Below are 21987 nucleotides of genomic sequence, written 5' to 3' on the forward strand. Positions count from 1 at the left end.
TCAGGCTCCGGGGGCCGGCGCATGTGCGCTGCTAGATGCCCCGCTCCTCGATGTACCGCGTGTGGATCTCCTGGCGGATCGCCTCCTCGTCCCTGAGGGCGACGGCGATGGCCGTCGTCTCCTCGTGGAGCGCGGTCAGCTGCCGTTCGAGATGGGCCTCCGGCGGCTCGGCTCCCGGCGTGAACCGCGACCACCACCGTGTCCTTACGAAGGTGTCGACCGCCTCCGGGACGTCCTGCCGCACCGCGCGCGCCAGCACGTGCAGGTGCTCCGGGTCGCTCACCCAGCCCGGTTCGAGCAGGGCCTCGATCAGGGTGTCGAGCTCGGTGAGCCGCTCGCGGGCGGACGGCGGCAGCTCCGCCTCGGCCAGGTACGCGCGCAGGGTCGCGAAGTCGGCCCGCAGTGCGTCGAGTTGCTCGTCCGCGGACGGGAAGCTCGGGGTGTCGGGCCGCTCGGGCGGGGCGATCAGCGCCCCCGCCGCGTACAGCCCCCCGATCACCAGCGGCCAGAGCCCTCCCGCGGCGCCGGTGAGGGTGATCCCCACCCCGGCCAGACCGCAGACGCTGCCGGTGATGTTCTTGCGGGACTCGACGTACCCGAACAGGCGGCTACTGGTACCCACGGATCTCCTCGAAGGCGCCGTCGAGCGAACCCTTGGTGGCGTCGAAGAGCCTTCCGCCGGTCAGGCCCGCGATGTGGTCGAGCTCGCCCCGGTCGGAGTCCCCGAAGAGGATCGGGAAGACCGGCGTGCGCTGCTGCGCGGCCGGGAGGGAGCGGTAGAAGGTGTCGAAGGCGGCCGCCGGATCGCCGTCGGTGTTCTCCCCGTCCGTCATCAGGACGATCGAGGTGAAGCTGTCGGAGGGTGTCCTGCCGTTCGGGGCCTTTCCGAGGAAGCGGTACGCCTCCTGGAGGCTGGAGTAGATCGCCGTGCCGCCCGAGGCCGAGAGCTTCCCGGCGTCGGATCGGATCGCGTCGAGCGCCGCCTTCGGGGAGGCCGGGTCGACCGTGCGCGTACGGACCTCCCCCTGCTTCACCGAGGAGCCGAAGGGCATCAGGGTCACCTCCTCCCGGTCCCGGAAGTCGCCGGTCAGCTCGGCGAGCGCCGACTTCAGCCGGTCGAGCCGCTCGCCGCCCATGGATCCCGAGGTGTCGAGCACGTACACCGTGCGGGACGGCCGGCGCAGGGTGTTGTCGTACGCGTCGAGCAGACCGTCGGCGACCGCCCGGCTGCCCGGGAACGGCAGCTCGCGGCGCGGGTCACGGGCGAGCGCGGAGGCCGGGCGGACCCCGGCGACGACCGGGCGGCGCAGCGTCGTCTCGGTGATCCGCCGCTGGGCGCCCGGGGTGCGCAGGTACGTGGTGAGCCGGGCCGCCGCCTCCTTCGCCTCCGGGCGGGCTGAGGTCAGCAGGGTGAGCGGGTAGTCGGCGGTCACGACACCGTCGGACGGCCGGATCACGGTCAGCTTCTCGGGCGCGGACAGCAGCACGGACTCGTAGTTCACGAGCGCGTCGACGTCCGTGCGGCGGGTGTACGCGGTGGCGAGCCAGCCGGAGGAGCCCGAGGTCAGCTTCTGGCCCGTGAAGAACTCCTTGAGCTTCGGGGTGGCCTTGCGCACGTCCGCCTCGGTCAGCGCGGACTGGGCCCCGGAGAGCCCGGAGGCGACCGACACGAGCGCGGAGAAACCGGAGTTGGAGCGCTTCGGGTCCGTCATGCCGTACGTCAGCTTCCCGTCGGCGACCGCCCGGTGCAGCTGCGACCAGGTCACCTTCGCCGGGTCCCAGCCGAGCCGGGCGACCGTGGCGGGCCGCACGCCGAGCGCCACCGGCGAGGTCATGACCGGCGTCTCGTTGGTGATCTTCTTCGCTGTGTCGGGGCGGAGCCGGAGGTAGTCGTTCGAGGAGAGCCAGACCGCGTCGTAGCCCTTGTCCGCCTCGCCGGACGCGATCCGCTCGACCGCGTCCAGGGTGCCGACGTAGGTGGGGCGGACGGTGACGCCGGTCGCCTCGGCGGCCTCGTCGAGGACGGGGCCCATGTCGGCGAGCTCGGAGGAGGCGAGGACCCGGAGGGTGCCGGCCTTGTACTCCATGCCCTGCTGGTCGGGGCGGTCGCCGCCGCTGTTGCCGCCGTTGCCACCGCCGTCTCCGCCGGAGCAGGCGGTGGCGAGGAGGGCCACGGCGAGGAGGGCGGTGGTGGTGCGGGCGGCGCGGGTGACCGTGCCGGCTGTCGTGCGGCGCAGCCGGGCGGTGACGCGGCGGGTCGCGCTCGGGGTGGTGTGGTTCACGAGAGGCCACCCTCCAGGGCGCCGTTGCGGCGGCTGCGGTCCAGGTGGGCGCTCGCCTCCTGGAGTTCGGCCGTCAGGGACTCGACGGTCGCCGCCATCGACTCCGTCGCCCGCACCTTGTACGTGTCGATGGCGTCGAGCGTCCGGTAGATCTGCTGGAACGCGGTGCGCAGCGTCTCCGCGCCGACCGCCGGGTCCGCCGCGATCCGCTGGATCTCGCCGGCCTGCCGGTCGAGCATCTCGGCGTTGGTCCGGACGATCTCCTCGGTCGTCTGGCGCAGAGCGATCACCTGTTCGGTGACCTTCCGCTGGTTCTGGAGCGCCGAGGCGAGCATCACCGCGATCCGCAGGGCCTGCAGGGTCGTCGTCGCGGCCCGGTCGACGCCCTTGATCAGCTCGTCGTTGTTCCGGCGGACGACGTCCATCGCCAGGTATCCCTGGGCGCAGACGGCGAGCTGGGTCAGCAGGTCCTGGTGCTTCTGCCGGACCGGGAAGAGGACGTCGGCGCGGAGCGCGTCCGCCTGCGCCGGGTCGGGGGTGTGGGCGATGCGCTCCTCCACGGCCGCGTCGAGCGCGTCGGTGAGCACCGCGTACTCCTGGAGCTTGCCCATGGTCTCCCACAGCCGGCCCCGCTCGGTCTGCAACGCGGCGTTGTCGCGGCGCAGTTCGTCCTGGCCGCCGCGCAGTGCGTCGACGATCCGGTTCAACGTGGCCTGCGAGGAGGCGTACTTGGCGACGTGGTCGCGGAACCTGTTGCCGCCGGGCAGCTTCGAGAGCAGGCCCTTGAAGCCCTTGCCGGGGGTGTCGCGGGGATCCAGGTCCTCGACGGTGCGCCGGAGTTCGACGAGGGAGGAGCCGACCCGGGTCTGGGCGTCGCCGCCGCCCGCGCCCTCGCCCAGGGAGCGGATCGTGCGGTCCAGCATGCGGTTCGACTGGTTCGCGGCGGAGCGGATCTCGCCCGCGCCGAGCGCCGCGATCTCGCCGATGCGGCCGGCGAACTCGGGGGAGCGCGGGTCGAGTCCGGACAGCGAGCCGACGTACTCGTCGGCCCGGCGGGACATCTCCGTACGGACCGACTCGTCCAGCGGCACCAGGCCGGAGGCCTGCTCGGCGCGGACGGCCGGCACGGGCTCGGGCGGGGTGAGGACGAGCGGGGCCTCCTGGTCGGGTGGGGTCAGGGACATCGTTCTTCTCGGATCGGCGGGCGTGGTCATGCGGTGTCCCCCTGGTCACGGGCCCGCAGCGCCATCTCGTGCAGCACCTTGCCGGTGGGCACGGGCGCCTGGCGGACTCCGGTCAGCGTCTGGTTGAGGTAGGTGGAGTAGCCGTCGGTCGCGGCGGTGAACTCGCTCGCCGCGCCCTGCGGACGGAAACCGTGGCGGACCGCGAGCTTGCGCAACTCGGGGTCGGTGGAGAGGAGTTCGCCGAGCTTGCGGCCGCCGTCGGTGAGCGGTACGAGGGTGTGGTCGCTGTTGACCGTGGTGTCCGGGTAGAGGACGACCAGGTCGCCCATCGGGCGTCCGGCGAGCAGCTGGGAGGCGACCTGCGACTCGTACACGAGGACGAGCGGGTTGCCGACACCGCTGACGAAGTCCCGGAAGGGCGCGTCCGAACTCGACTGCTGGGCGCCCTGCACCTGGACGAGCTTGTGCATGAGCGGGGCCGTGCGGGTCACGGCGGCCTTGTCGCCCGCGACCCGTCCGCCGTCGGCGACGTAGCTCGCGGCGGCGAGGTAGAGGGCGCCGGAGCTGGAGGCGACCGGGTCGGTGGAGGTGATGAAGAGGGTGCCGCTCAGCTCGGCGTGTCCGGCGGAGCCCTTCAGCTGCTGCCAGGTCCGGTCGGCGCGGGCCGCCGCGAGGTAGGCGTCCATCTTGAGGGTGCCGCTCGTGCCGCGCGGGCCGAGGGCCGCCAGGCCGTTGGCGGCGAGGACCTGCGCGGCGGCGCTGTGCGCGACGACGACGAGCGGCGAGTAGAACGGCCGCAGCGGGGTGCCGGCCGCCTTGTCCTTCGTCTTCTGCTGCGCCTTCGCGCGCAGTTCGTCGGCCGGGCCCTTGGAGGACGGGAAGGCGAAGTCGTAGCCGTCGAGCGGCAGTTCCTCCATGTCCCAGGACCCGGAGGTCTCGGTGGTCACGGTGAAGCCCTTGGCGGCCAGGGCCTTCACGACCTGTGGATCGGCGAAGAACTCGGCCTTCTCCGATCCGATGACTCCTCGCACGGTCTTCGTTGCCGTGTCTGTGTCCTTGTCGCCGCCCGTCACGAGGACGGCGGCCACGCCGCCGAGGAGCAGGACGGCCAGGACGATTCCCAGGATGCGTCTCACGCGGGCAGCGTGCTCGCGGAAACCCACGTTCCAGGGGGAGTTGGGTGTACGGGGGGTGAAGGAGCGATCCCGGTACCGAACCGGAGCGGGGGGCTCCTGGTGGGTGGGTGGCGCCCGGTCCGCGTGGTTCGTGCCACGCGGACCGGGGCCGTCAGGGGGTGGCGGCTGCGGCCAGGGTGGGTTCCTCGGCCAGCGCCGCGGTGTGCGCGTCCATGCGCCCGGCGGCGAGGATCGCGGCGGCCGTGTCGGCCCGGGAGGCGGCGACGACCAGGGCGCGGCCCGCGAGGGCGTGCGCCCTGCGGTGCAGCTCCTGCGCGGACGCGTGGCTCAGCCCGGCGTGCCGCGCGGGCGGTGCGCCGCGCAGCCGTGCCACCTGCCGGGCGATGAGCTCGCCGGCCTCCGTGTCGCCGAGCTCGTCGGTGACGGCGAGCAGGGCGGCGAGGTGTCCGGCGAGCTGGATGTCCAGCTCTTCCTCGCGGGAGCGGTGCGGGTACGTGTCCTGGGCGTCGTCGGCCATCCGGTGGACCGACTTCGTGCGGATCGGTTCGTACATGGGATGGCCTCCTGGGGTGCTATGAAGGCCATCCTAGCTTAGATTCAATCTAAAGTTGAGTGATGTCCGGACTCTGGGACCGGGGCGAACCGGACCGGTCGCTACCGGGTCGGCCCCGGTTCAGGGCTGGCTGTAGCCGTCCAGGAAGCGGCCGATCCGCGTCACCGCGTCCGCCAGATCCGCGGCCGTCGGCAGCGTGACGATCCGGAAGTGGTCGGGCTCGTGCCAGTTGAAGCCCGTCCCGTGCACGACCATGATCTTCTCGGCCCGCAGCAGGTCCAGGACCATCTGCCGGTCGTCCTTGATCTTGTAGACGTTCGGGTCGAGACGCGGGAAGAGGTACAGCGCGCCCTTCGGCTTCACACACGTCACGCCCGGGATCTGCGTGAGCAGCTCGTACGCCGTGTCCCGCTGCTCCAGGAGCCGCCCGCCCGGCAGCACCAGATCGTCGATCGACTGCCGGCCCTGGAGCGCGGCGGCCACCGCGTGCTGCGCCGGCATGTTCGCGCAGAGGCGCATGTTGGCGAGGATCGTGAGGCCCTCGATGTACGAGGTGGCGTGGTGCTTCGGGCCGCAGACCGCGAGCCAGCCGGAGCGGAAACCCGCCACCCGGTAGTTCTTGCTCATCCCGTTGAAGGTGAGGCAGAGCAGGTCGGGGGCGATCGCCGCGGTCGGGGTGTGCGTGGTGCCGTCGTAGAGGATCTTGTCGTAGATCTCGTCCGAGCAGACGACCAGGTTGTGCCGCCGGGCGATCTCCGTCAGCGAGCGGAGCATCTCGTCGTCGTAGACGGCACCCGTCGGGTTGTTCGGGTTGATGATCACGATCGCCTTGGTGCGGTCGGTGATCTTCCGCTCGATGTCCGCGAGGTCCGGCATCCAGTCCGCCTGCTCGTCGCAGCGGTAGTGCACGGCCGTACCGCCCGCGAGCGAGACCGAGGCGGTCCACAGCGGATAGTCGGGGGCCGGGACGAGGACCTCGTCGCCGTCGTCGAGGAGCGCCTGCATCGCCATCTGGATCAGCTCGGAGACGCCGTTGCCGAGGTAGATGTCCTCGACGGAGAGCGGGATGCCCTTGGTCTCGTAGTGGCTCATGATCGCGCGGCGGGCCGAGAGCAGCCCCTTCGCGTCGCCGTAGCCGTGCGCCTCGGAGAGGTTGCGGAGCACGTCCTCGAGGATGGCCGGCGGACACTCGAAGCCGAAGGCGGCGGGATTGCCCGTGTTCAGCTTGAGGATGCGATGACCCGCAGCCTCAAGCCGCATCGCCTCTTCGAGCACCGGACCCCGGATTTCGTAACAGACGTTGGCGAGCTTCGTGGACTGGATCACCTGCATGACGAGAGCTTACGGCGGGGGCGGCCGGGACGCCGAGTGTTTTGGGACACGTCGGACAGCCGGGCGGGTGGGACGGGGCTGCGGGGCGGGTGTGCGGCGGACCTGCGGGGCGGGTGCGGGGCGGGTGTGCGCCGGGTGTGACCCGGATCGCACGCACGGTGGCGTGCTCCCTACAATCCGGGCCATGAGCCACCACGACCCCGGAGCCGCCGGACCCCGGCGCGCCCGCCGCCGCCACGCCACCGCACGCCGGGGCCGCGGCGCGGTCTGGCTGCTCGCCGGGGGCGGCGTCACCGTCCTCGGAATCGCCGGCGCGCTGCTCGCCGGCGGCCTCGGCAAGAGCGGCGGCACGCGGTCCCCCGTCGACGACGGGGCGGACGGGCCGCCCGCGCTGATCCAGTCCGACCCGTCCGGCCCGTCCGCCGGGCCGTCGCAGGCCTCCGCCTCCCCGGGCGGCGCCACGTCCGTGCCCGGCCGCACGGGCACGACCGCGCCCGTCGTGAAGACCACGGCGACCACTGATCCGTCCGGGGCCGCGACCACCGCCCCGGACGCCGCTCCGACGGCCCGGCCGTCCGAAACCACCCCGGACTCCACTCCGACGGTGAAGCCGGGGAAGGGACGGGGCGCGGGGCACCGGCCCAGGTAGCTCGGGGCGGGGGAGGTCCCGGGCTCGGGATAGGTTGGCCCGTCATGTGGGCTTTCAGTGGTTCCGGATGCCGGTGGCTGGGCGCGGGCGGGTCGCTCGCCGTCGCCGTCGGCGGGTACGCGGCCGGCACCCTGCCGGTCCTCGGCGGCGGGCCGCTGTGGCAGCCGCGCGGCCCGGCGCTCACCGTCGCCGGCGCGGTCCTCGCGTACCTCGGCCTGACCCTGCTCGTCGCCGCCTGGTGGCGTTACGGCGTCCTCCTCGCCCGCGGCCTGCGCGACGGGGTCCTCACGACCCTCGCCTGCTGGACCGCTCCGCTGCTCCTCGCGCCGCCGCTGCACAGCGCCGACGTCTACAGCTACATCGCCCAGGGCGGGATGGTCCTGTCGGGCCACGACGTGTACGGGGCCGGGCCCTCCGTCCTCGGCCCCGGCGACCCCGGGGCCGACGCGGCGGCGAGCGTCGGCGGCAACTGGACCCACACGCCCGCGCCGTACGGGCCCGCCTTCCTGCTCCTCGCCGCGGCGGTCGTGAAGGCGACCGGCGGGGCGATCGTGCCCTCCGTCCTCGGCCTGCGGCTCGTCGCCCTCGCCGCGCTCGCCCTCATCGTGTGGGCGGTCCGCGGCCTCGGCGGCGGTGAGGGGGGCCTGTGGCTGGCCGCGCTCAACCCGCTGCTCCTCCTCCACGTCGTCGGCGGCATGCACAACGACGGGCTGATGATCGGCCTCATGCTCGGCGGCGTCCTCCTCGCCACGCGCGGGCGATGGGTGCTCGGCTCCGTCCTCGTCGGCCTCGCGATGATGGTGAAGTCGCCGGCGGCGGTGGCGCTGCTGTTCATCGGGGTGATGATCGCGCGCGGGGGCGGTGTACGGGGGCTGGTGAAGGGGCTGGTGCTGCCGGGGGCCGTGGCGGGGGCGGTGGCGGCGGGGGCGTCGGTACTGGCCGGGACGGGCTTCGGCTGGCTGCGGACGCAGGGCGTGGCCGGGGCCATCCACACGCCGCTGTCGCTGACGAGTGACCTCGGCCTTGGCCTCGGGGTGCTCCTCACCGGCGAGCCGGACCCGGTCAGGAGCGTCTTCCAGAAGCTGGGGCTCGTCGTGGCCCTTGCGGTGATCGTGGCGCTGGCGTGGCGGGCGTACCGGGGGCGGATCGATCCCGTGCTCGGCCTTGGACTGTCCTTGGTGGCGCTCGTCGTGCTGTCGCCGATGGTTCAGCCGTGGTACCTGCTGTGGGGGGCGGTCGTCGTCGCGGCGGTGGCTTGGCGGAGTCGGGCGGGGCGGGTGCTGGCGGTGCTGTCGGCGGCGCTGGTGTACGAGACGCAGCCGTCGGGGCACACGCCTTGGTACGGGTTCGTGCTCGCCGGGCTGGTTCTCGGGCTCGGGGTGTTGTGGGTGCGGCGGGAGCGGTGGGTGGGCGGCACGGTGGAGGGTGCCGTTCCCGTGGTTGCCGGGCGGTAGGGGCTCGGGCGCCTCAGCGAGTGCGGCGGATCGACCTCCCCGCCAGTACGTCCGTCCTCCTTCCGTCCTCCATGACGAACTTGCCGTCGATCAGGACGTGGGGGATGCCCACCGGGAGGGTGCGGGGGTTCTCGAACGTCGCGGCTGAGGCGATCGTCGTCGGGTCGAAGAGGACCAGGTCCGCCGTGTAGCCCTCCTTCACCAGGCCGCGGTCCGGGAGGCGGAGGCGGGCCGCGGGGCGGGAGGTGAGGTGGGCGACGCACTCCTCCAGGGTGAGGACGCCCAGTTCGCGTACGTACCGGCCCAGGTACTCCGGGAACGTGCCGTACGCGCGCGGGTGCGGCTTGAGGCCGTGGAGGATGCCGTCCGAGCCGCCCGTGTGCACCCGGTGGCGCATGATCGTCCGTACGTTCTCCTCGTGGCCCACGTGCTGGAGGATCGTCGTGCCCAGGCGGTCTTCCACGAGGAGGCGGTGGGCTGCGGGCCAGTCGGCCACTCGGGTGCCCACCTGGTCCGTCAGGGCCGGGTTGGTGACGCCCGCGACCTCGATCGTCTCCCAGCCGACCGGCACCCCGTGGCAGCCGTCCGAGCCGAGGTCCTCCAGGTGGTGCCGGATCCGTTCCGCCGTCGCCGGGTCGCGGAGGCGTTCCAGCGTCGCGTCCGGGCCGCCTTCGCTCGCCCAGCTGGGGAGCAGCGCGAGCAGGGTGGTGCTGCCCGGGGTGTACGGGTACGTGTCGAGGGTGATGTCGGCGCCCGCGGCGAGGGCCTCGTCGAGGAGGGCGAGGAGCTCCGGGGCCCGGCCCTCGTTGACGCCGAAGTTCATGGTGGCGTGGGCCAGGTGGAGGGCGCAGCCCGCCTCCCGGGTGAGCGTCACCATCTCCTGGTACGCGCGGAGCGCCCCCGCGCCGTACGAGCGGTGGTGCGGGCAGTAGTAGCCGCCGTACTCCGCCACCACCCGGCACAGCTCGGTGAGCTCGGCGTCCGGGGCGTACATCCCGGGCGTGTAGGTGAGGCCGGAGGACATGCCGACCGCGCCCTGTTCCAGGCCCTCGGCGACGAGCTGCCGCATGCGGTTCAGCTCGTGCTCGGTCGCCGGCCGGTCCTCCCAGCCCATCGCGTACATCCGGACCGTGCTCTGGGGGACGAGGTACGCGGCGTTCACGGCGATCCCCGCGTCGAGCCGGTCCAGGTACTCGCCGACCGTGCGCCAGTTCAGGTCGAGGCCGGAGCCGTCGCCGTTCCAGCCGGTGATCGCCCGGCGGACCTCCGCGAGCGTGCGGTCGTCGACGGGGGCGTACGACAGTCCGTCCTGGCCGAGGACTTCGAGGGTCACGCCCTGCGCGGCCTTCGCGCTGTGGTCCGGGTCGCGGAGCAGCGCGAGGTCGCTGTGGGCGTGCATGTCGATGAAGCCGGGGGAGAGGACGAGGCCCTCGGCGTCCAGGACGCGGCGGGCGGTGGGGCGCTGGCAGCCGGCCGCCGCGGCCTCCTTGACGATCGAGACGATCCGGCCGCCCTCGATCCCGACGTCGGCCCGGTAGGAGTCACCGCCGCTGCCGTCGACGACGTCCGCGTCGCGGAAGACGAGATCCATGCCCCTGTCCCTGTCTTCTAGAAGAAGGTGCGGATGTGGTCGATCACCGTGCCGTCCGCCTCGACGAGCGGGATCAGCTGCCACTTGTCGAAGATCGTGCACGGGTGGGACAGGCCCATGCCCACCCAGTCGCCGACCTCCAGGTCCGTGCCCGGTGCGGTGGCCAGCCAGGTGTGCTGGTCGGAGAGGCCCGTGACGGTGATGCCCGCCGCGGGGCGGATCTCACCCGTGCGGGCGTCCCGGACGACCTGCGCCTCGGGGAGGTGCAGGTCGTGGGCGGCGTCCCGCTTGCCCGCGTTGGTGAAGGCCTGCTCGTCGGTGGGCCGGGAGACGACCTGAGACCAGAGCCGGAACGCGGGCTGGAGGGCGCCCTCCTCGGGGATCCGGTTGAAGGGGGTGCGGTCGCGGTACTGGCCGTCGTCGTGCGAGACGTACGCGCCGGAACGCAGCAGCTTGAGGACGGGGAGGGACAGGCCGGGGATCTCCGCGAAGACGTCGGCGACCGTGTCGAACCACTCGCTTCCGCCCGCGCTCACCACGATCTCTCCGATGGCCGGGTCGAAGCGGCCGGCCTTGTCGAAGTCGGCCGCGAGCCCGACGAGCCGCTGAAGCCAGGCGCGCACCGAGTCGGCGTCGGCGCCGGGCATCGTGCCCTCGTAGCCGGCGACGCCGACGAGGCGCAGGGTGGCGGCGGCCGCGACCGCGTCGGCGACGGCCGTGCACTCCGCCTCCGTCCGTACGCCCGTACGCCCCTTCGCGCCGGCGGCCAGCTCGACGACCACGTCCACGGGGCGGACCGCGCCGGCCGCGCGCAGGGCCTCGTCCATGAGCTCGACGCCGCGCACCGAGTCGACGTAGCAGATGAAGCGGAAGTCCGGGTCTGCGTCGAGCTCGGCGGCGAGCCAGCGCAGGGCGACGGCGTCCACGAGCTCGTTGCCCAGGAAGATCCGGGAGATGCCGTGGGCGCGGTAGACGCGGGCCTGGTGGGGGACGGCGGCGGTGATGCCCCAGGCGCCGTGCTCCAGCTGGCGCTCGAAGAGCTGCGGGGCCATGGAGGTCTTGCCGTGCGGGGCGAAGGCGAGGCCGTGGCGTTCGGCGTAGGTCTCCAGGAGACGCAGGTTGTGCTCGACGGACTCGGCGGAGAGGGCGAGGACCGGGGTGGTGAAGCCGCCGGTGAAGAGGTTGCGCCGCTGGGCGGAGAGTTCGCCGACGGTCAGGCCCTCGGCGTCCGGGGGCAGGGCCTTGAAGCGGTGGTCGACGCGCTCGTTCGCCAGGTCGGGCATGAGGCCTCCTCATCGTGGGCGTTGCGGGATGTGCAACGCTCATTGCGCACAGTGCTCAAGGCTGTCTAACATCCGGGCCGAGGGCGGGTCAATGGACCCGTTCGAGCCACCACAGGGAGCCGACAGTGAGCGGACTCGCGCCCGCCGTGCCCTCCGCGCCGGATGTCGTCTGCGATGTCGTCTGCCTCGGTGAGTCCATGGTGACCTTCCTGCCCTCCCGGCCGGGCCGCCTCGCCGACGTCCCCTCCTTCACCCGCGCGATCGGCGGCGCGGAGTCCAACGTCGCCTGCGCGCTCGCCGCCGCCGGACACCGTGTCCGCTGGGTCGGCCGCGTGGGCCGCGACGGCTTCGGCGACCACCTCGTCGAGACGCTCGCGTCGTACGGGGTGGACGTCGGCGCCGTCGGGCGCGACCCGCACCGGCCGACCGGCGTCTACTTCCGCACCGACGCGGACCGGGCGACGGACGCGCACGAGGTCGTGTACTACCGGGCCGGGTCGGCGGCGTCGGGCATGTCGCCCGAGACGGTGTCGTACGAGGCGGTCGCGGGCGCGCGGATCCTGCACCTCACGGGGATCACCGCCGCGCTGTCCCCGTCCTGCCTCGCCCTCATGCGGGAGCTCACCGCGCCGCGACCCGGACGGCCGCTGGTCTCGTTCGACGTGAACCACCGGCCGGGGTTGTGGCGGGAGGGTGGTGCGGCCGCCGAGGTGCTCCTCTCGCTCGCGCGGCGGGCGGACATCGTCTTCGTGGGCGCGGACGAGGCGGCGGCGCTGTGGGGGTGCGACGACGCGGCCGCGATTCGGGAGGTGCTGGGGGAGCCTGCGGTGGTGGTGGTGAAGGGGGGCGGGGAGGGGGCGGTGGCGTTCGAGCGCGGCGCGGCTGAAATTCAGCCCGTCCGGCGTTCGAGGACACGGCCGGAGGCCGTACGGGGGTCTGGGGGCTTGCCCCCGGTTCGGGAAGGGGCGGGGTGGGGAACGGCCCCGCGCAGCGGCCCCGCCCCCGCCCTCACCCCCGCCCCCCACGTCACCGTCGTCTCCCCCATCGGCGCCGGCGACGCCTTCGCCGCAGGCTTTCTCTCCGCCACCCTTCGCGGGCTCGGGATGAAAGACCGGCTGCGGCATGGGCATCTCGCCGCCGCCGCCGTGCTCACCGTGAGCGGGGACTTCGCAGCCCCGCCCCGCCGGGACCTCGCCGACCGCCTCGTCGCGCTCGACGACGTCGCCTGGGGGACACTTCACCTCGGCCCCGGCTGGACGGGGGACGACCAGGAGGTACGTACGCCATGAGTCAGACCGTCGACCGGGCGCTCAGCATCCTGCCGCTGCTCGCCCAGGGGCCCGCCGATCTCGGGCAGGTCGCCGAGCGGCTCGGCGTGCACAAGTCCACGGCGCTGCGGCTGCTGCGCACGCTCCACGAGCACGGTCTCGTCCACCGGCAGCAGGACCAGCGCTACCGCCTCGGCGCACGGCTCTTCGCGCTCGCGCAGGAGGCCGTGGAGAACCTCGACGTCCGCGAGATCGCCCACCCCTACCTCGCCGCGCTCAACGAGCGGATCGGGCACACGGTCCACCTCGCGGTGTACGAGGAGGGCGAGGTGGTCTACATCGACAAGGTGGAGAGCCGCTACCCGGTCCGCATGTACTCCCGCATCGGCAAGCCCGTCGCGATCACCGTCGCCGCCGTCGCGAAGCTGCTCCTCGCCGACCTGCCCGAGCCGGAGCGCCGCGCCGTCGCCGCGAGGCTCGACTACCCCCCGTACACGCCCCGTTCGACGCCGAACGCCGCCGCCTTCCTCAAGGAGCTGGCGACCGTACGCGAACAGGGGTGGGCCACCGACCTCGGTGGCCACGAGGAGTCCATCAACTGCGTCGGCGCGCCCATCCGGGGCGCCGACGGGCGCGTCGTCGCCGCGATGTCGGTCTCGGCGCCGAACGTGGTCGTCACCGCCGAGGAACTCCTCACCCTCCTCCCGCAGGTGCGCGGCACCGCGGAGGCCATCAGCCGCGAGTACTCCGGCAGCCCCGCCAAGAAGGACGTGAAGGACAGCGCATGAGCGAGAAGACCGCGATCACCCCCGCCACCCACACCGCACCGCCCGCGAAGTTCTCGCACGGCGTGCGGAAGGGCGACATCCTCCAGGTCGCCGGCCAGGTCGGCTTCCTGCCGGCCGTCGAGGGCCAGGCCCCGACGGTCGCGGGCCCGACCCTGCGCGAGCAGACCCTCCAGACCTTCGCCAACGTCAAGGCGATCCTGGAGGAGGGCGGCGCGAGCTGGGACGACGTGATGATGATGCGCGTCTACCTCACCGACGTCGACCACTTCGCGGAGATGAACGAGATCTACGACCAGTACTTCGAGGAGCAGGACCTCAAGGCCCCCCCCGCCGCCCGCACCACGGTCTACGTCGGCCTCCCGGCCGGCCTCCTCATCGAGATCGACGCCCTCGCCGTACTGGACTGAGACGCGACGGAGAAGTGCCCCGGCCGTGGCGCGGGGCCGGGGCACCTCCTCACTCACGGACCGTCAGGCCGCGCAGTACTGCGCCTGCTTGCCGATCGAGCGGTACATGCAGTCCGCGTTCTCCAGGAGCTGGAGGACGGCGTCGCGGTTGCGGCTCGTCTCGCGGTCGATGACCTCGTCGGGCGGGTAGAAGCCGCCCCCGCCGTTCGACGGGTACATCTCGAAGGTGTACGCGAAGATCTTCTGCGTGCCCCACAGGTAGTCGTCGATCGAGCCGTCCGTGATGTACAGGTCGCTGGACTGCTCGGGGGTGTAGCCGTTGCTCGCGGCCATCTGGCCGCCGACGGTCGCGAAGGCGTCGCGGTCGTCCTGGGTCATGCCGGTGGTGGTGTTCGCCGTGGTCCAGCCGAAGGGCCAGAGGACCAGCTCGCTGTACGTGTGGAAGTCGATGGCCGCCGTGATCTGCTGCTTGCCGCCGACCACCCGGGTGCGGACGAAGTCGGCGACGACCTTCACCTCGGGGGCCGACTCGGGGGCCGCGCCCCGGTAGGTCTCGGAGCTCTTGGTGCCGGAGGAGCCGCCGCAGCAGCCCCACTTGAAGTCCCAGTTCCGGTTGAGGTCCGTGCCGATGTAGGAGGAGCCGGAGTTCGGCTGGCGGTTCTTGCGCCAGCTGCGGTACGAGCCGCTGGCGATGTCGTACTCGCCGCCGTCCGGGTTGAGGTCCGGGATGATCCAGATCTCGCGGCTGTTCACCATGTTCGTGATGCGGGAGTCCGTGCCGTAGCCCGCGCCGAACTCGCGCAGCAGGTAGAGCGCCATCTCGACGGTGAGGTGCTCGCGGGCGTGCTGGTGGTGGGTGAAGAGGACCTCGGGTTCGTTCTCGTCGGTGGCGACGTTGTCGCTGATCTTGATGGCGACGATGTCGCGGCCCTGGTACGTCTTTCCGATGACCTGCTTGCGCATGATGGACGGGTAGGCGGCCAGGCGCTGGTCGATCTCCGTGTTCGTCTCCGCGTAGTTGTGGTACTTCGCGTCGGCGGAGGGGAAGTCGGCCGGGCCGGCCGTCTTGTCGGCCTCGGTGCTGCGGTTCGGCGGTCCCGGCAGGGCGACCGGCTTGTAGCCGAGGGCCTTGAGCCGGGCGAGCTGTTCGGTGTTGGCGCTGACGACGACCGAACGGGCGTCGACCTCGTCGATCGAGACGCCGGTGGCGGTCAGCGCGGTGCGGGCGGCCGGGGTGGACGGTCCGGCGATCTCGTACTGCCGGATCACCTCCTCGGCCCCTGAGGCGATACGGGCGGAGACCGGCGCCGGGTCGGCCCCGGCGGGCGTGGTGAGCGCGGAGAGGGGCGCCGCGAGGGCGAGCGCCACGAGGGCCGCGAGGGTCGCGGACCTTCTGCCGCGTGTGGGACGTCGCATGCTGGCTCCTGGGTGGGGAGTGTGGGGGAGTGCGACCAAGTCGTGCGGGTGTCCGGGCACATGGTCCGGCTATGTCATGGACCGGTCAAGATGGGGAGTTCGGCCATACTGTCCCGCGTGGGGACCCTCATCGGTAAATACGCCATCGAGCACAAACTAGGCGAAGGCGGCATGGGCACCGTCTATCTCGCCCGTTCGCGCGGCGGGCGCGCCGTCGCCGTCAAGGTCGCGCGGCCGGAACTCGCCGCCGACCCGTCCTTCCGCGCCCGCTTCCGCGCCGAGGTCGCCGCGGCCCGGCAGGTGGGCGGCTTCCACACCGCGCAGGTCGTCGACGCCGACCCCGAGGCGGAGGCCCCCTGGCTCGCCACCGCCTACATCCCCGGACCCACCCTCTCCGGACTCCTCACCGCCCAGGGCCCCATGGACGAGAAGCGGCTGCGCGCCCTCGGGGCCGCGCTCGCCGAGGCCCTGGAGGCGATCCACGCCTGTGGGCTCGTCCACCGCGACCTCAAGCCCGGCAACATCGTCATGGCCTCCGACGGGCCCCGCGTCCTCGACTTCGGGATCGCCCGCGCCCTGGAGTCGACCCGCCTCACCGCCACCGGCAACGCCTTCGGCACCCCCGGCTACCTCGCCCCCGAACAGGCCCTCGGCGAGGAGGTGACCGGCGCCGCCGACGTGTTCGCCCTCGGCGCCGTCCTCGTCGCCGCCGCCGGCGGGCGGCCCTTCGGGGACGGTACGCCGATGGGCCTCATGTACCGGTCGGTGCACGAGGCCCCCGACCTCCGCGCCGTACCGGAGGCGCTGCGCCCGCTCGTCGGCCGCTGCCTCGCCAAGGACCCGGCCGAACGGCCCACACCGGACGCCATCATGGACGAGCTGATGGAGGGGGCGGGGACGGCTCCAGGGACGGCTCCGGGGACGCCGGAGCCGCCCGGGGAGACGGCGGGGCGTGACCCCCGGGTGCCCACGGAGGAGCCCGCCGATGCGGCTCCCGCACCCGTGGACGTCCAGGACGCGATCCCCGCGCCCGTACAGGTGCAGGACGCGGTCCCCGCCCCCGCCCCCGTACCGCACCCGGCCCCCACCCCCGTACCCCATCCCCCCACCCTCTACGTGCCCCCGCCGCCCCTCGTGGCGCCCGGGCCCGCGCCGGAGTTCGCCGCCGCCGACCGGAACTCCGGGATCGCCGTCGACGCGAGCGGGGTGTCGCTGCACTTCTTCGGCGAGGAGGCCGACTTCCTCTGGAGCGAGATCGGGGCCGTACGGTACGAGCCCATCCGCCGCGGCCGGGGTCTGCGCCTCGCCGTCACCCTCTACGACGGCTCGGTCTACGACTGCGAGGTCGACGGCCGCCGCGCCTCCCGGGTCGACGAGTGGATCCGGTGGCTCGACCCGGTGCTGCGCCACTACCTGCCCGTGTGAGGAGACGGCGCAGCGCCGCCGGGGGAGCGGCGGCGCTGCACTGTCATCCAGGGAGCGGGTCCGCTACGGCAGGCCGTGCACCTTCGGGCCCACCGCGTTCGACCAGGCGTTGCCGGCCGTCGCGTCCCAGTTGGTCGACCAGGTCATGGCGCCGCGCAGCGACGGCCAGGTCTGGGCCGGCTTGAAGGTGCCGCAGCCGGTGCCCCTGGCCAGGCAGTCGAGCGCGTTGTTCACGATCTGCGGGTCGACGTAGCCGCTGCCCGCGCCGCGCGAGGAGGCGGGGACGCCCAGGCCGACCTGGGAGGCGTCCAGGCCGCCCTGGAGCTGGATGCAGGCGAGCGCGGTGAGGAAGTCCACCGAGCCCTGGCTGTAGACCTTGCCGTCGCAGCCGAGCATCGAACCGCTGTTGTAGTACTGGGTGTTGACCACCGTGAGGATGTCCTTCACGGCGAGCGCGGTCTTGAAGTACTCGGAGCTCGTGTTCTGCATGTCGATGGTCTGCGGGGCCATCGTCAGGACCATCGAGGAGCCCGCCTTGGCGGAGAGCTGGCGCAGCGCCTTGGTGAGGTAGGTGGCGTTGACGCCGTGCTCCAGGTCGATGTCGACGCCGCTGAAGCCGTACTCCTGCATCAGGGCGTACGCGCTGTCGGCGAAGGCGGTCGCGGTGGCGTCACTGTTGATGGTGACGTTGCCCTTCTCGCCGCCGACGGAGAGGATCACGGACTTGCCGGCCGCCTTCTTGGCCGCGATGTCGGCCTTGAAGTCGGCGGTCGAGGCGTAGCCGACGGCCGGGTCGAGGGTGAAGGCGATCTGGCCGGGCGTGGTGGTGGAGTCCGCGAAGGAGACGGCGATGATGTCGTACGCCGCCTGGACGTCGCGCAGCTTCTGCTTGGCGGCGCCGTTGTCGAAGTTCTGCCAGTAGCCGGTGACGGCGTGCTTCGGCACGGCCGGGTTGGGTCCGGGGCCCGGGTCGGTGGACTTGGCGGTGCGGGCCGTGACGGCGGCGGACTTCGCGGACTCGCCCGCGGAGTTCGTCGCGGAGACCTGGAACTGGTACGCGGTGTCGGCGGTGAGCCCGGTGACCGTGGTCGACGTGCCGCTGACCGTCTGCGGGTTGGCGCCGTCCCGGTACACCTTGTAGCCCGTGGCGCCGGTGACCGCGCCCCAGCTCAGGGCGACGGAGCCGGTGGTGACCGTGCCGGCGGCGAGACCGGCCGGGGTGGCCGGGGTGGTCGGGTCGGGGTCCTGGCCGCCGCCCCCGTCGGGCCCGAAGACGCTCACGTCGTCGACGGAGTAGGGGGAGGTGCCGTACCAGCCGTGGGTGTAGATCTGCACGGACGTGGTGGAGGCGCCGGTGGTGAAGGTGGTGGTGAGCTGCTTCCAGGAGGCGCTGTCGGGCGTCCAGGTGCTGACGTCGGTGGTGCCGGTGCCGGTCACGCCGAGGTAGGCGTAGCCGCCCTGGACCCAGGCGCTCAGCGAGTACGTCGAGCCGGGCTTCACGGCCACGGTCTGTACGCACTTGGCGTTGTCGAGACCGGCCGGGGTGGCGCGCAGGGCGCCGGCGCCGGTGTGGACGGGCGAGGAGACGGCGGCGCCGCTCCCGGCGGAACAGGACCAGTTGGTCAGGCCGTTCTCGAACCCGGCGTTCTTGGCGACGTTGACGTCCGCCGCCTGCGCGGTGCCGGCTCCGCCGACGAGGGCGAGCCCGGAGCCGACGGCGAGCGCGAGCGCTCCGCCGAGCAGCCGGCGGCCGTGCGCGCCGGACGGCGGACGGGTGGTGGTGCGGTCCACGTGCATCCTCCGGTGGGGGAGTTGGGGAGGTGGAGGTGCCGTACGTCGTCGTACGGAGGGAGATGCGGGTACGGGGGTACCGGCGGTGGCCACCGCTGTCGGAACAAGTTGGTCCAGACCAATCGCAATGTCAATACCTCGCGCGGCGAACCGCGTTGGCCCAGGGTGGGGCGCCGAGTGGACGGCGCGGGCCCGGAGGCAAGGCCCCGAGGTCAGAGGCCGGTCCCAGGGGGCGAGGTCAGGGCGCAAATTAGTGGGGACAGCTTGGCGGATTGTGTGTTCACCACCCCGGGGGACGTGGATAAGGTGCAGAGACGGCGGCACCCTGCGGTGACGCCGCGAACGCGGTAAGTGATCCGCGGCCCCCGGGTCACCGGAGGCCGGAGGGGACGGGGGGTCCGACGTGCCGACAGCGATCGCCGTCACCAGCGCCGACCTGGTGCTGCCCGCGGCCGACCCCGGGACCCCGCAGGCCGCCGTGCTCCCGCCCCCCGAGAGCCGCTCGCTCGACGCCTCCCTCGCCGACATGCAGCAGCTCCTCGCCCGGTACGGACACGTGGTCGTCGTCTGCCCCACCGGCGCGCCGACCGCCGTCGAACACCGCCTGCACGCCGTTCGCGCCCTCCTGGAGAGCGACCGGATCGCCCTGGTCAGGACCGACCTGCCACCCCTCGGCGCGGCCGTCCTGGTCCGCCAGCTCCGGCAGCTCGCCGGCTGCGACCTCAGCCCCGGAGTCCTCGCCTCGGCCGCCCGGCTGCTCGCCCACTACATCTACGCCGGGGCCGTCCTCGGCTCCGTCTCCCGGCTCGACCGCGTCCCCGTGAGCCTCGGCTCGCACCTCAAGGGCTGGCTCCCCGGCGCCCACTTCGCCGTCCTCGCCGGACCGACACCGCAGATCGTGCGGGTGGGGGGCGCGGAAGAACCGCTCGCAGGACCGGAGTTCGCCACCGAGCTCCTCCTCGCCCGCGGCCAGCTGCAGACCGACTGGCCCGCCACCACCCTCGTACCCCGGTGGCGGATCCCCGGACCCGTGCACGAGGCGCCGCTGCCCGCGTCCTCGCCCGGCTGGTGGGGCACCGGCAAGCTCGTCGAGTTCGCCGCGTACCTGCCCGACCTGCCCGTCCTCTACCAGCTGGTCTCCTCCGTGCGCCGCGAGACCTGCCACTGGTGCGGGATGGAACTCATCGGCGACCGCTGCGGCTTCTGCGCGGCGCCGCTGGCACCGCCCTCGCCTCCGGACCCCGGCGGGTACGCACGCGGACCGGGGGCCCAGGCCCAGACGCAGGCCCGCGCCCTCGGGCCCGGCGGCCGTACCGCCCGCGCCGCCCTGCCATGAGCCGCCCCGCGCGTCAGGCCCCACCCCGACCCACGTCACCGACCGAGGAAGTACGGCCATGAACTCCCGCCAGCGCCGCGGCGTGATCCTGCTGCTGCTCTCCGTCCTGTGCGCCCTCGGCGCCTTCGCCGGTGTCCTCGCCGTCATCAGCGACGTGAACTCCAAGGTCGGCCCGGAGACCACGGCGTACCGGCTCAAGGGCGACGTGGAACCCTACAGACCCCTGGCGGCGGGCGACTTCGAGAAGATCTCCATGCCCAAACGCTGGCTCTCCCCGACCGCCGTCACCGACCTCCGCCAGGTCGAGGGAAAGATCGCCGTCAACAAGCTCAAGGCAGGCTCCCTCCTCCAGAGCGACATGATCGTCGAGCGCCCCGAACTCCAGCCGGGACAGCAGGAGATCGCGATCATGATCGACGCCGCCACCGGAGTCGCCGGCAAGATCACCCCGGGCGCCGACGTCAACATCTACGCGACCTTCGCAGGCGAGAAGAAGGGCGACCCCGACCAGTCCCGGCTGATCGTCACCGGAGCCCGCGTCCTCGACGTCGGCAGCCTCACCCCCGTCTCCCAGCGCTCCGACCGCGGGGACCGCGCGACCTCCGCGGTCCCCATCACCTTCGCGCTGTCCGCCCTCGACACCCAGCGCGTGGCGTACGCCGAGTCCTTCGCCGAGCGCATCCACCTCGCCCTCGTCGCCCCCTCCACGGCCGGCACCCCCGGCGGCTCCCCGGCCGACAAGAGCGACCGCACCTACACGCTCGACAAGGACAAGTGAGGCCGGTATGACCACCAGGATCCTGCCGGCCGTCGGCGACCCCGACGCGGCCCGGTCCGTCAGTACGCTGCTCAGCCAGCTCCCCGACGCCGAACCGTCCCCGCCGGTCGCCGACTCCACCCAGCTCGTCGACACCCTCGCGCGCCTCGCCGCCGCCTCCCTCGACGAACTCCCCGAGGTCGTCCTCGTCCACGAGCGCATCGGGCCCGTCCCCGCGCTCGAACTCGTCCGCGAGGTCGCCCTCCGCTTCCCCGCCGTCGGCGTCGTCCTCATCACCGCCGACGCCAGCCCCGTCCTCTTCTCCGCCGCCATGGACTCCGGCGCCCGAGGCCTCGTCACCCTCCCCCTCGGTTACGAGGAACTCGCCAGCCGCGTCCAGGCCGCGGCCCAGTGGTCCGCCGGCGTCCGCCGCCACCTCGGCGCGGGAGCCGAGCAGTTCACCGGCCCCGGCGGCACCGTCGTCACCGTCAGCGGCGCCAAGGGCGGCGTCGGCGCCACCGTCACCGCCGTCCACCTCGCCCTCGCCGCCCGCGCCTCCGGACGCAGCGTCGCCCTCGTCGACATGGACCTCCAGAGCGGCGACATCGCCTCCTACCTCGACGTCCAGTTCCGCCGCTCCGTCGCCGACCTCGCCACGATCGCCGACATCTCGCCCCGCGTCCTCCAGGACGCCGTCTACGTCCACGAGACCGGCCTCTCGCTGCTCCTCGCCCCGGCGGAGGGCGAGCGCGGCGAGGAGGTCACCGACCGCGCCGCCCGCCAGGTCGTCAGCGCCCTGCGCGGCCGGCACGAGGTCGTCGTCCTCGACTGCGGCTCCCGGCTCGACAGCGCCAACGCCGCCGCGATCGAGATGGCCGACACCGCGCTGCTCGTCACCACCCCGGACGTCGTCGCGGTCCGGGCCGCCAAGCGGACCGTACGGATGTGGGAACGGCTCCAGGTCCGCAAGGCCGAGGAGACGACGACGGTGGTCAACCGCCACCACCGCACCAGCGAGATCCAGCCACCCCTCGTGCAGAAGATCACCGGCACCAGAATCGCCGGCGTCGCCATCCCCGCCAACTTCAAGGAACTCGCGGCCGTCGTCGACGCGGGCCGCCTCCACGAACTCGACGCCAAGTCCACGGTGAAGCAGGCGCTGTGGTCCCTGGCGGGCGAACTGCGCCTGGTCGGCGCGCCGGAAACCCCCGGCAGGGAGCTGGCCAGGGCGGGCGACCGCGGCTCGCTCGGACTGCGGCGGCGCGGGGCGGGGCGCTGAATCGTGCGTACGTACCGGGACGAGGACAGAGGGCAGGTGGCGGTGGAGTTCGTGGG

The 21987-nt window shown here is 73.0% G+C and carries 19 protein-coding genes; 9 read left to right on the top strand and 10 right to left on the bottom strand.

The genetic code is table 11. From position 1 onward, the window contains the following. Positions 1-31: 31 nt before the first annotated feature. The 6 genes from ACZ7HT_RS17225 to ACZ7HT_RS17250 all read right to left on the bottom strand — a co-directional run bounded on the left by ACZ7HT_RS17225 (position 32) and on the right by ACZ7HT_RS17250 (position 6487). On the bottom strand, positions 32-622 hold the full coding sequence (locus tag ACZ7HT_RS17225; protein WP_471166053.1) for a hypothetical protein: 591 nt from the start codon (positions 620-622) through the stop codon (positions 32-34). Beyond that, a complete protein-coding gene (locus ACZ7HT_RS17230; RefSeq protein WP_471166483.1) occupies positions 609-2237 on the bottom strand; it encodes a substrate-binding and vWA domain-containing protein in 1629 nt (542 codons plus the stop codon). The genes ACZ7HT_RS17225 and ACZ7HT_RS17230 overlap by 14 nt, the downstream gene beginning before the upstream one ends. A gap of 41 nt (positions 2238-2278) precedes the next feature. After that, a complete protein-coding gene (locus ACZ7HT_RS17235) occupies positions 2279-3466 on the bottom strand; it encodes a toxic anion resistance protein (RefSeq protein WP_471166055.1) in 1188 nt (395 codons plus the stop codon). Between the two features lie 26 nt (positions 3467-3492). Next, positions 3493-4629 carry a hypothetical protein gene (locus ACZ7HT_RS17240; RefSeq protein WP_471166056.1) on the bottom strand — a complete coding sequence of 379 codons (1137 nt, stop codon included), beginning with the start codon at positions 4627-4629 and terminating at the stop codon, positions 3493-3495. Positions 4630-4753: 124 nt separating this feature from the next. Next, complete coding sequence (locus ACZ7HT_RS17245) at positions 4754-5155, bottom strand: SCO4983 family protein (protein WP_471166058.1); 402 nt, start codon at positions 5153-5155, stop codon at positions 4754-4756. Positions 5156-5275: 120 nt separating this feature from the next. Next, positions 5276-6487, bottom strand: a complete 1212-nt coding sequence (locus ACZ7HT_RS17250; RefSeq protein WP_471166061.1) for a pyridoxal phosphate-dependent aminotransferase — start codon at positions 6485-6487, stop codon at positions 5276-5278. 184 nt (positions 6488-6671) lie between these two features. Here ACZ7HT_RS17250 and ACZ7HT_RS17255 point away from each other — a divergent pair, with 184 nt between their 5' ends. Both ACZ7HT_RS17255 and mptB read left to right on the top strand, forming a co-directional pair. Then, the gene (locus ACZ7HT_RS17255) at positions 6672-7136 is read left to right on the top strand and encodes a hypothetical protein (protein WP_471166063.1); all 465 of its coding nucleotides are present in this window, start codon (positions 6672-6674) and stop codon (positions 7134-7136) included. Between the two features lie 44 nt (positions 7137-7180). Further along, complete coding sequence (gene mptB / locus ACZ7HT_RS17260) at positions 7181-8590, top strand: polyprenol phosphomannose-dependent alpha 1,6 mannosyltransferase MptB (RefSeq protein WP_471166065.1); 1410 nt, start codon at positions 7181-7183, stop codon at positions 8588-8590. Positions 8591-8603: 13 nt separating this feature from the next. Here mptB and ACZ7HT_RS17265 read toward each other — a convergent pair whose 3' ends face one another. Further along, entirely contained in the window at positions 8604-10181 is a 1578-nt protein-coding gene (locus tag ACZ7HT_RS17265; RefSeq protein WP_471166067.1) for an N-acyl-D-amino-acid deacylase family protein, read from the bottom strand. Positions 10182-10198: 17 nt separating this feature from the next. Further along, positions 10199-11464: an alanine racemase gene (locus tag ACZ7HT_RS17270; RefSeq protein WP_471166068.1), complete on the bottom strand. Its 1266-nt coding sequence runs from the start codon at positions 11462-11464 to the stop codon at positions 10199-10201. 125 nt (positions 11465-11589) lie between these two features. Here ACZ7HT_RS17270 and ACZ7HT_RS17275 point away from each other — a divergent pair, with 125 nt between their 5' ends. From ACZ7HT_RS17275 to ACZ7HT_RS17285, 3 genes are read left to right on the top strand one after another with little or no spacing between them, the layout of a single operon-like run. Then, positions 11590-12753, top strand: coding sequence for a sugar kinase (locus tag ACZ7HT_RS17275; protein WP_471166071.1), 1164 nt, complete (start codon positions 11590-11592; stop codon positions 12751-12753). After that, positions 12750-13520 carry an IclR family transcriptional regulator gene (locus ACZ7HT_RS17280; RefSeq protein ID WP_471166074.1) on the top strand — a complete coding sequence of 257 codons (771 nt, stop codon included), beginning with the start codon at positions 12750-12752 and terminating at the stop codon, positions 13518-13520. The genes ACZ7HT_RS17275 and ACZ7HT_RS17280 overlap by 4 nt, the downstream gene beginning before the upstream one ends. Then, positions 13517-13927 (top strand): RidA family protein, encoded by a 411-nt coding sequence (locus tag ACZ7HT_RS17285; protein ID WP_471166076.1) that lies wholly within the window; start codon positions 13517-13519, stop codon positions 13925-13927. Before ACZ7HT_RS17280 ends, ACZ7HT_RS17285 begins: the two co-directional genes overlap by 4 nt. Before the next feature lie 63 nt (positions 13928-13990). Here the strand turns inward: ACZ7HT_RS17285 and ACZ7HT_RS17290 are convergent, their stop codons facing one another. Continuing rightward, complete coding sequence (locus ACZ7HT_RS17290; RefSeq protein WP_471166079.1) at positions 13991-15343, bottom strand: M14 family metallopeptidase; 1353 nt, start codon at positions 15341-15343, stop codon at positions 13991-13993. A gap of 171 nt (positions 15344-15514) precedes the next feature. Between ACZ7HT_RS17290 and ACZ7HT_RS17295 the strand changes: the two genes are divergently transcribed. After that, positions 15515-16768: a serine/threonine-protein kinase gene (locus tag ACZ7HT_RS17295; protein WP_471166485.1), complete on the top strand. Its 1254-nt coding sequence runs from the start codon at positions 15515-15517 to the stop codon at positions 16766-16768. Positions 16769-16831: 63 nt separating this feature from the next. Here ACZ7HT_RS17295 and ACZ7HT_RS17300 read toward each other — a convergent pair whose 3' ends face one another. Next, positions 16832-18565 carry a chitinase gene (locus tag ACZ7HT_RS17300; protein ID WP_471166082.1) on the bottom strand — a complete coding sequence of 578 codons (1734 nt, stop codon included), beginning with the start codon at positions 18563-18565 and terminating at the stop codon, positions 16832-16834. 397 nt (positions 18566-18962) lie between these two features. Here ACZ7HT_RS17300 and ACZ7HT_RS17305 point away from each other — a divergent pair, with 397 nt between their 5' ends. The 3 genes from ACZ7HT_RS17305 to ACZ7HT_RS17315 are packed head-to-tail and all read left to right on the top strand — an operon-like array spanning position 18963 to position 21931. After that, the gene (locus ACZ7HT_RS17305; RefSeq protein WP_471166085.1) at positions 18963-19895 is read left to right on the top strand and encodes a hypothetical protein; all 933 of its coding nucleotides are present in this window, start codon (positions 18963-18965) and stop codon (positions 19893-19895) included. Between the two features lie 58 nt (positions 19896-19953). Then, positions 19954-20673 (top strand): Flp pilus assembly protein CpaB, encoded by a 720-nt coding sequence (cpaB, locus tag ACZ7HT_RS17310; protein ID WP_471166088.1) that lies wholly within the window; start codon positions 19954-19956, stop codon positions 20671-20673. Between the two features lie 7 nt (positions 20674-20680). Continuing rightward, positions 20681-21931, top strand: coding sequence for an AAA family ATPase (locus ACZ7HT_RS17315; RefSeq protein ID WP_471166090.1), 1251 nt, complete (start codon positions 20681-20683; stop codon positions 21929-21931). Positions 21932-21987 lie beyond the last annotated feature (56 nt).

This window comes from Streptomyces sp. NPDC037410 (assembly GCF_055602235.1).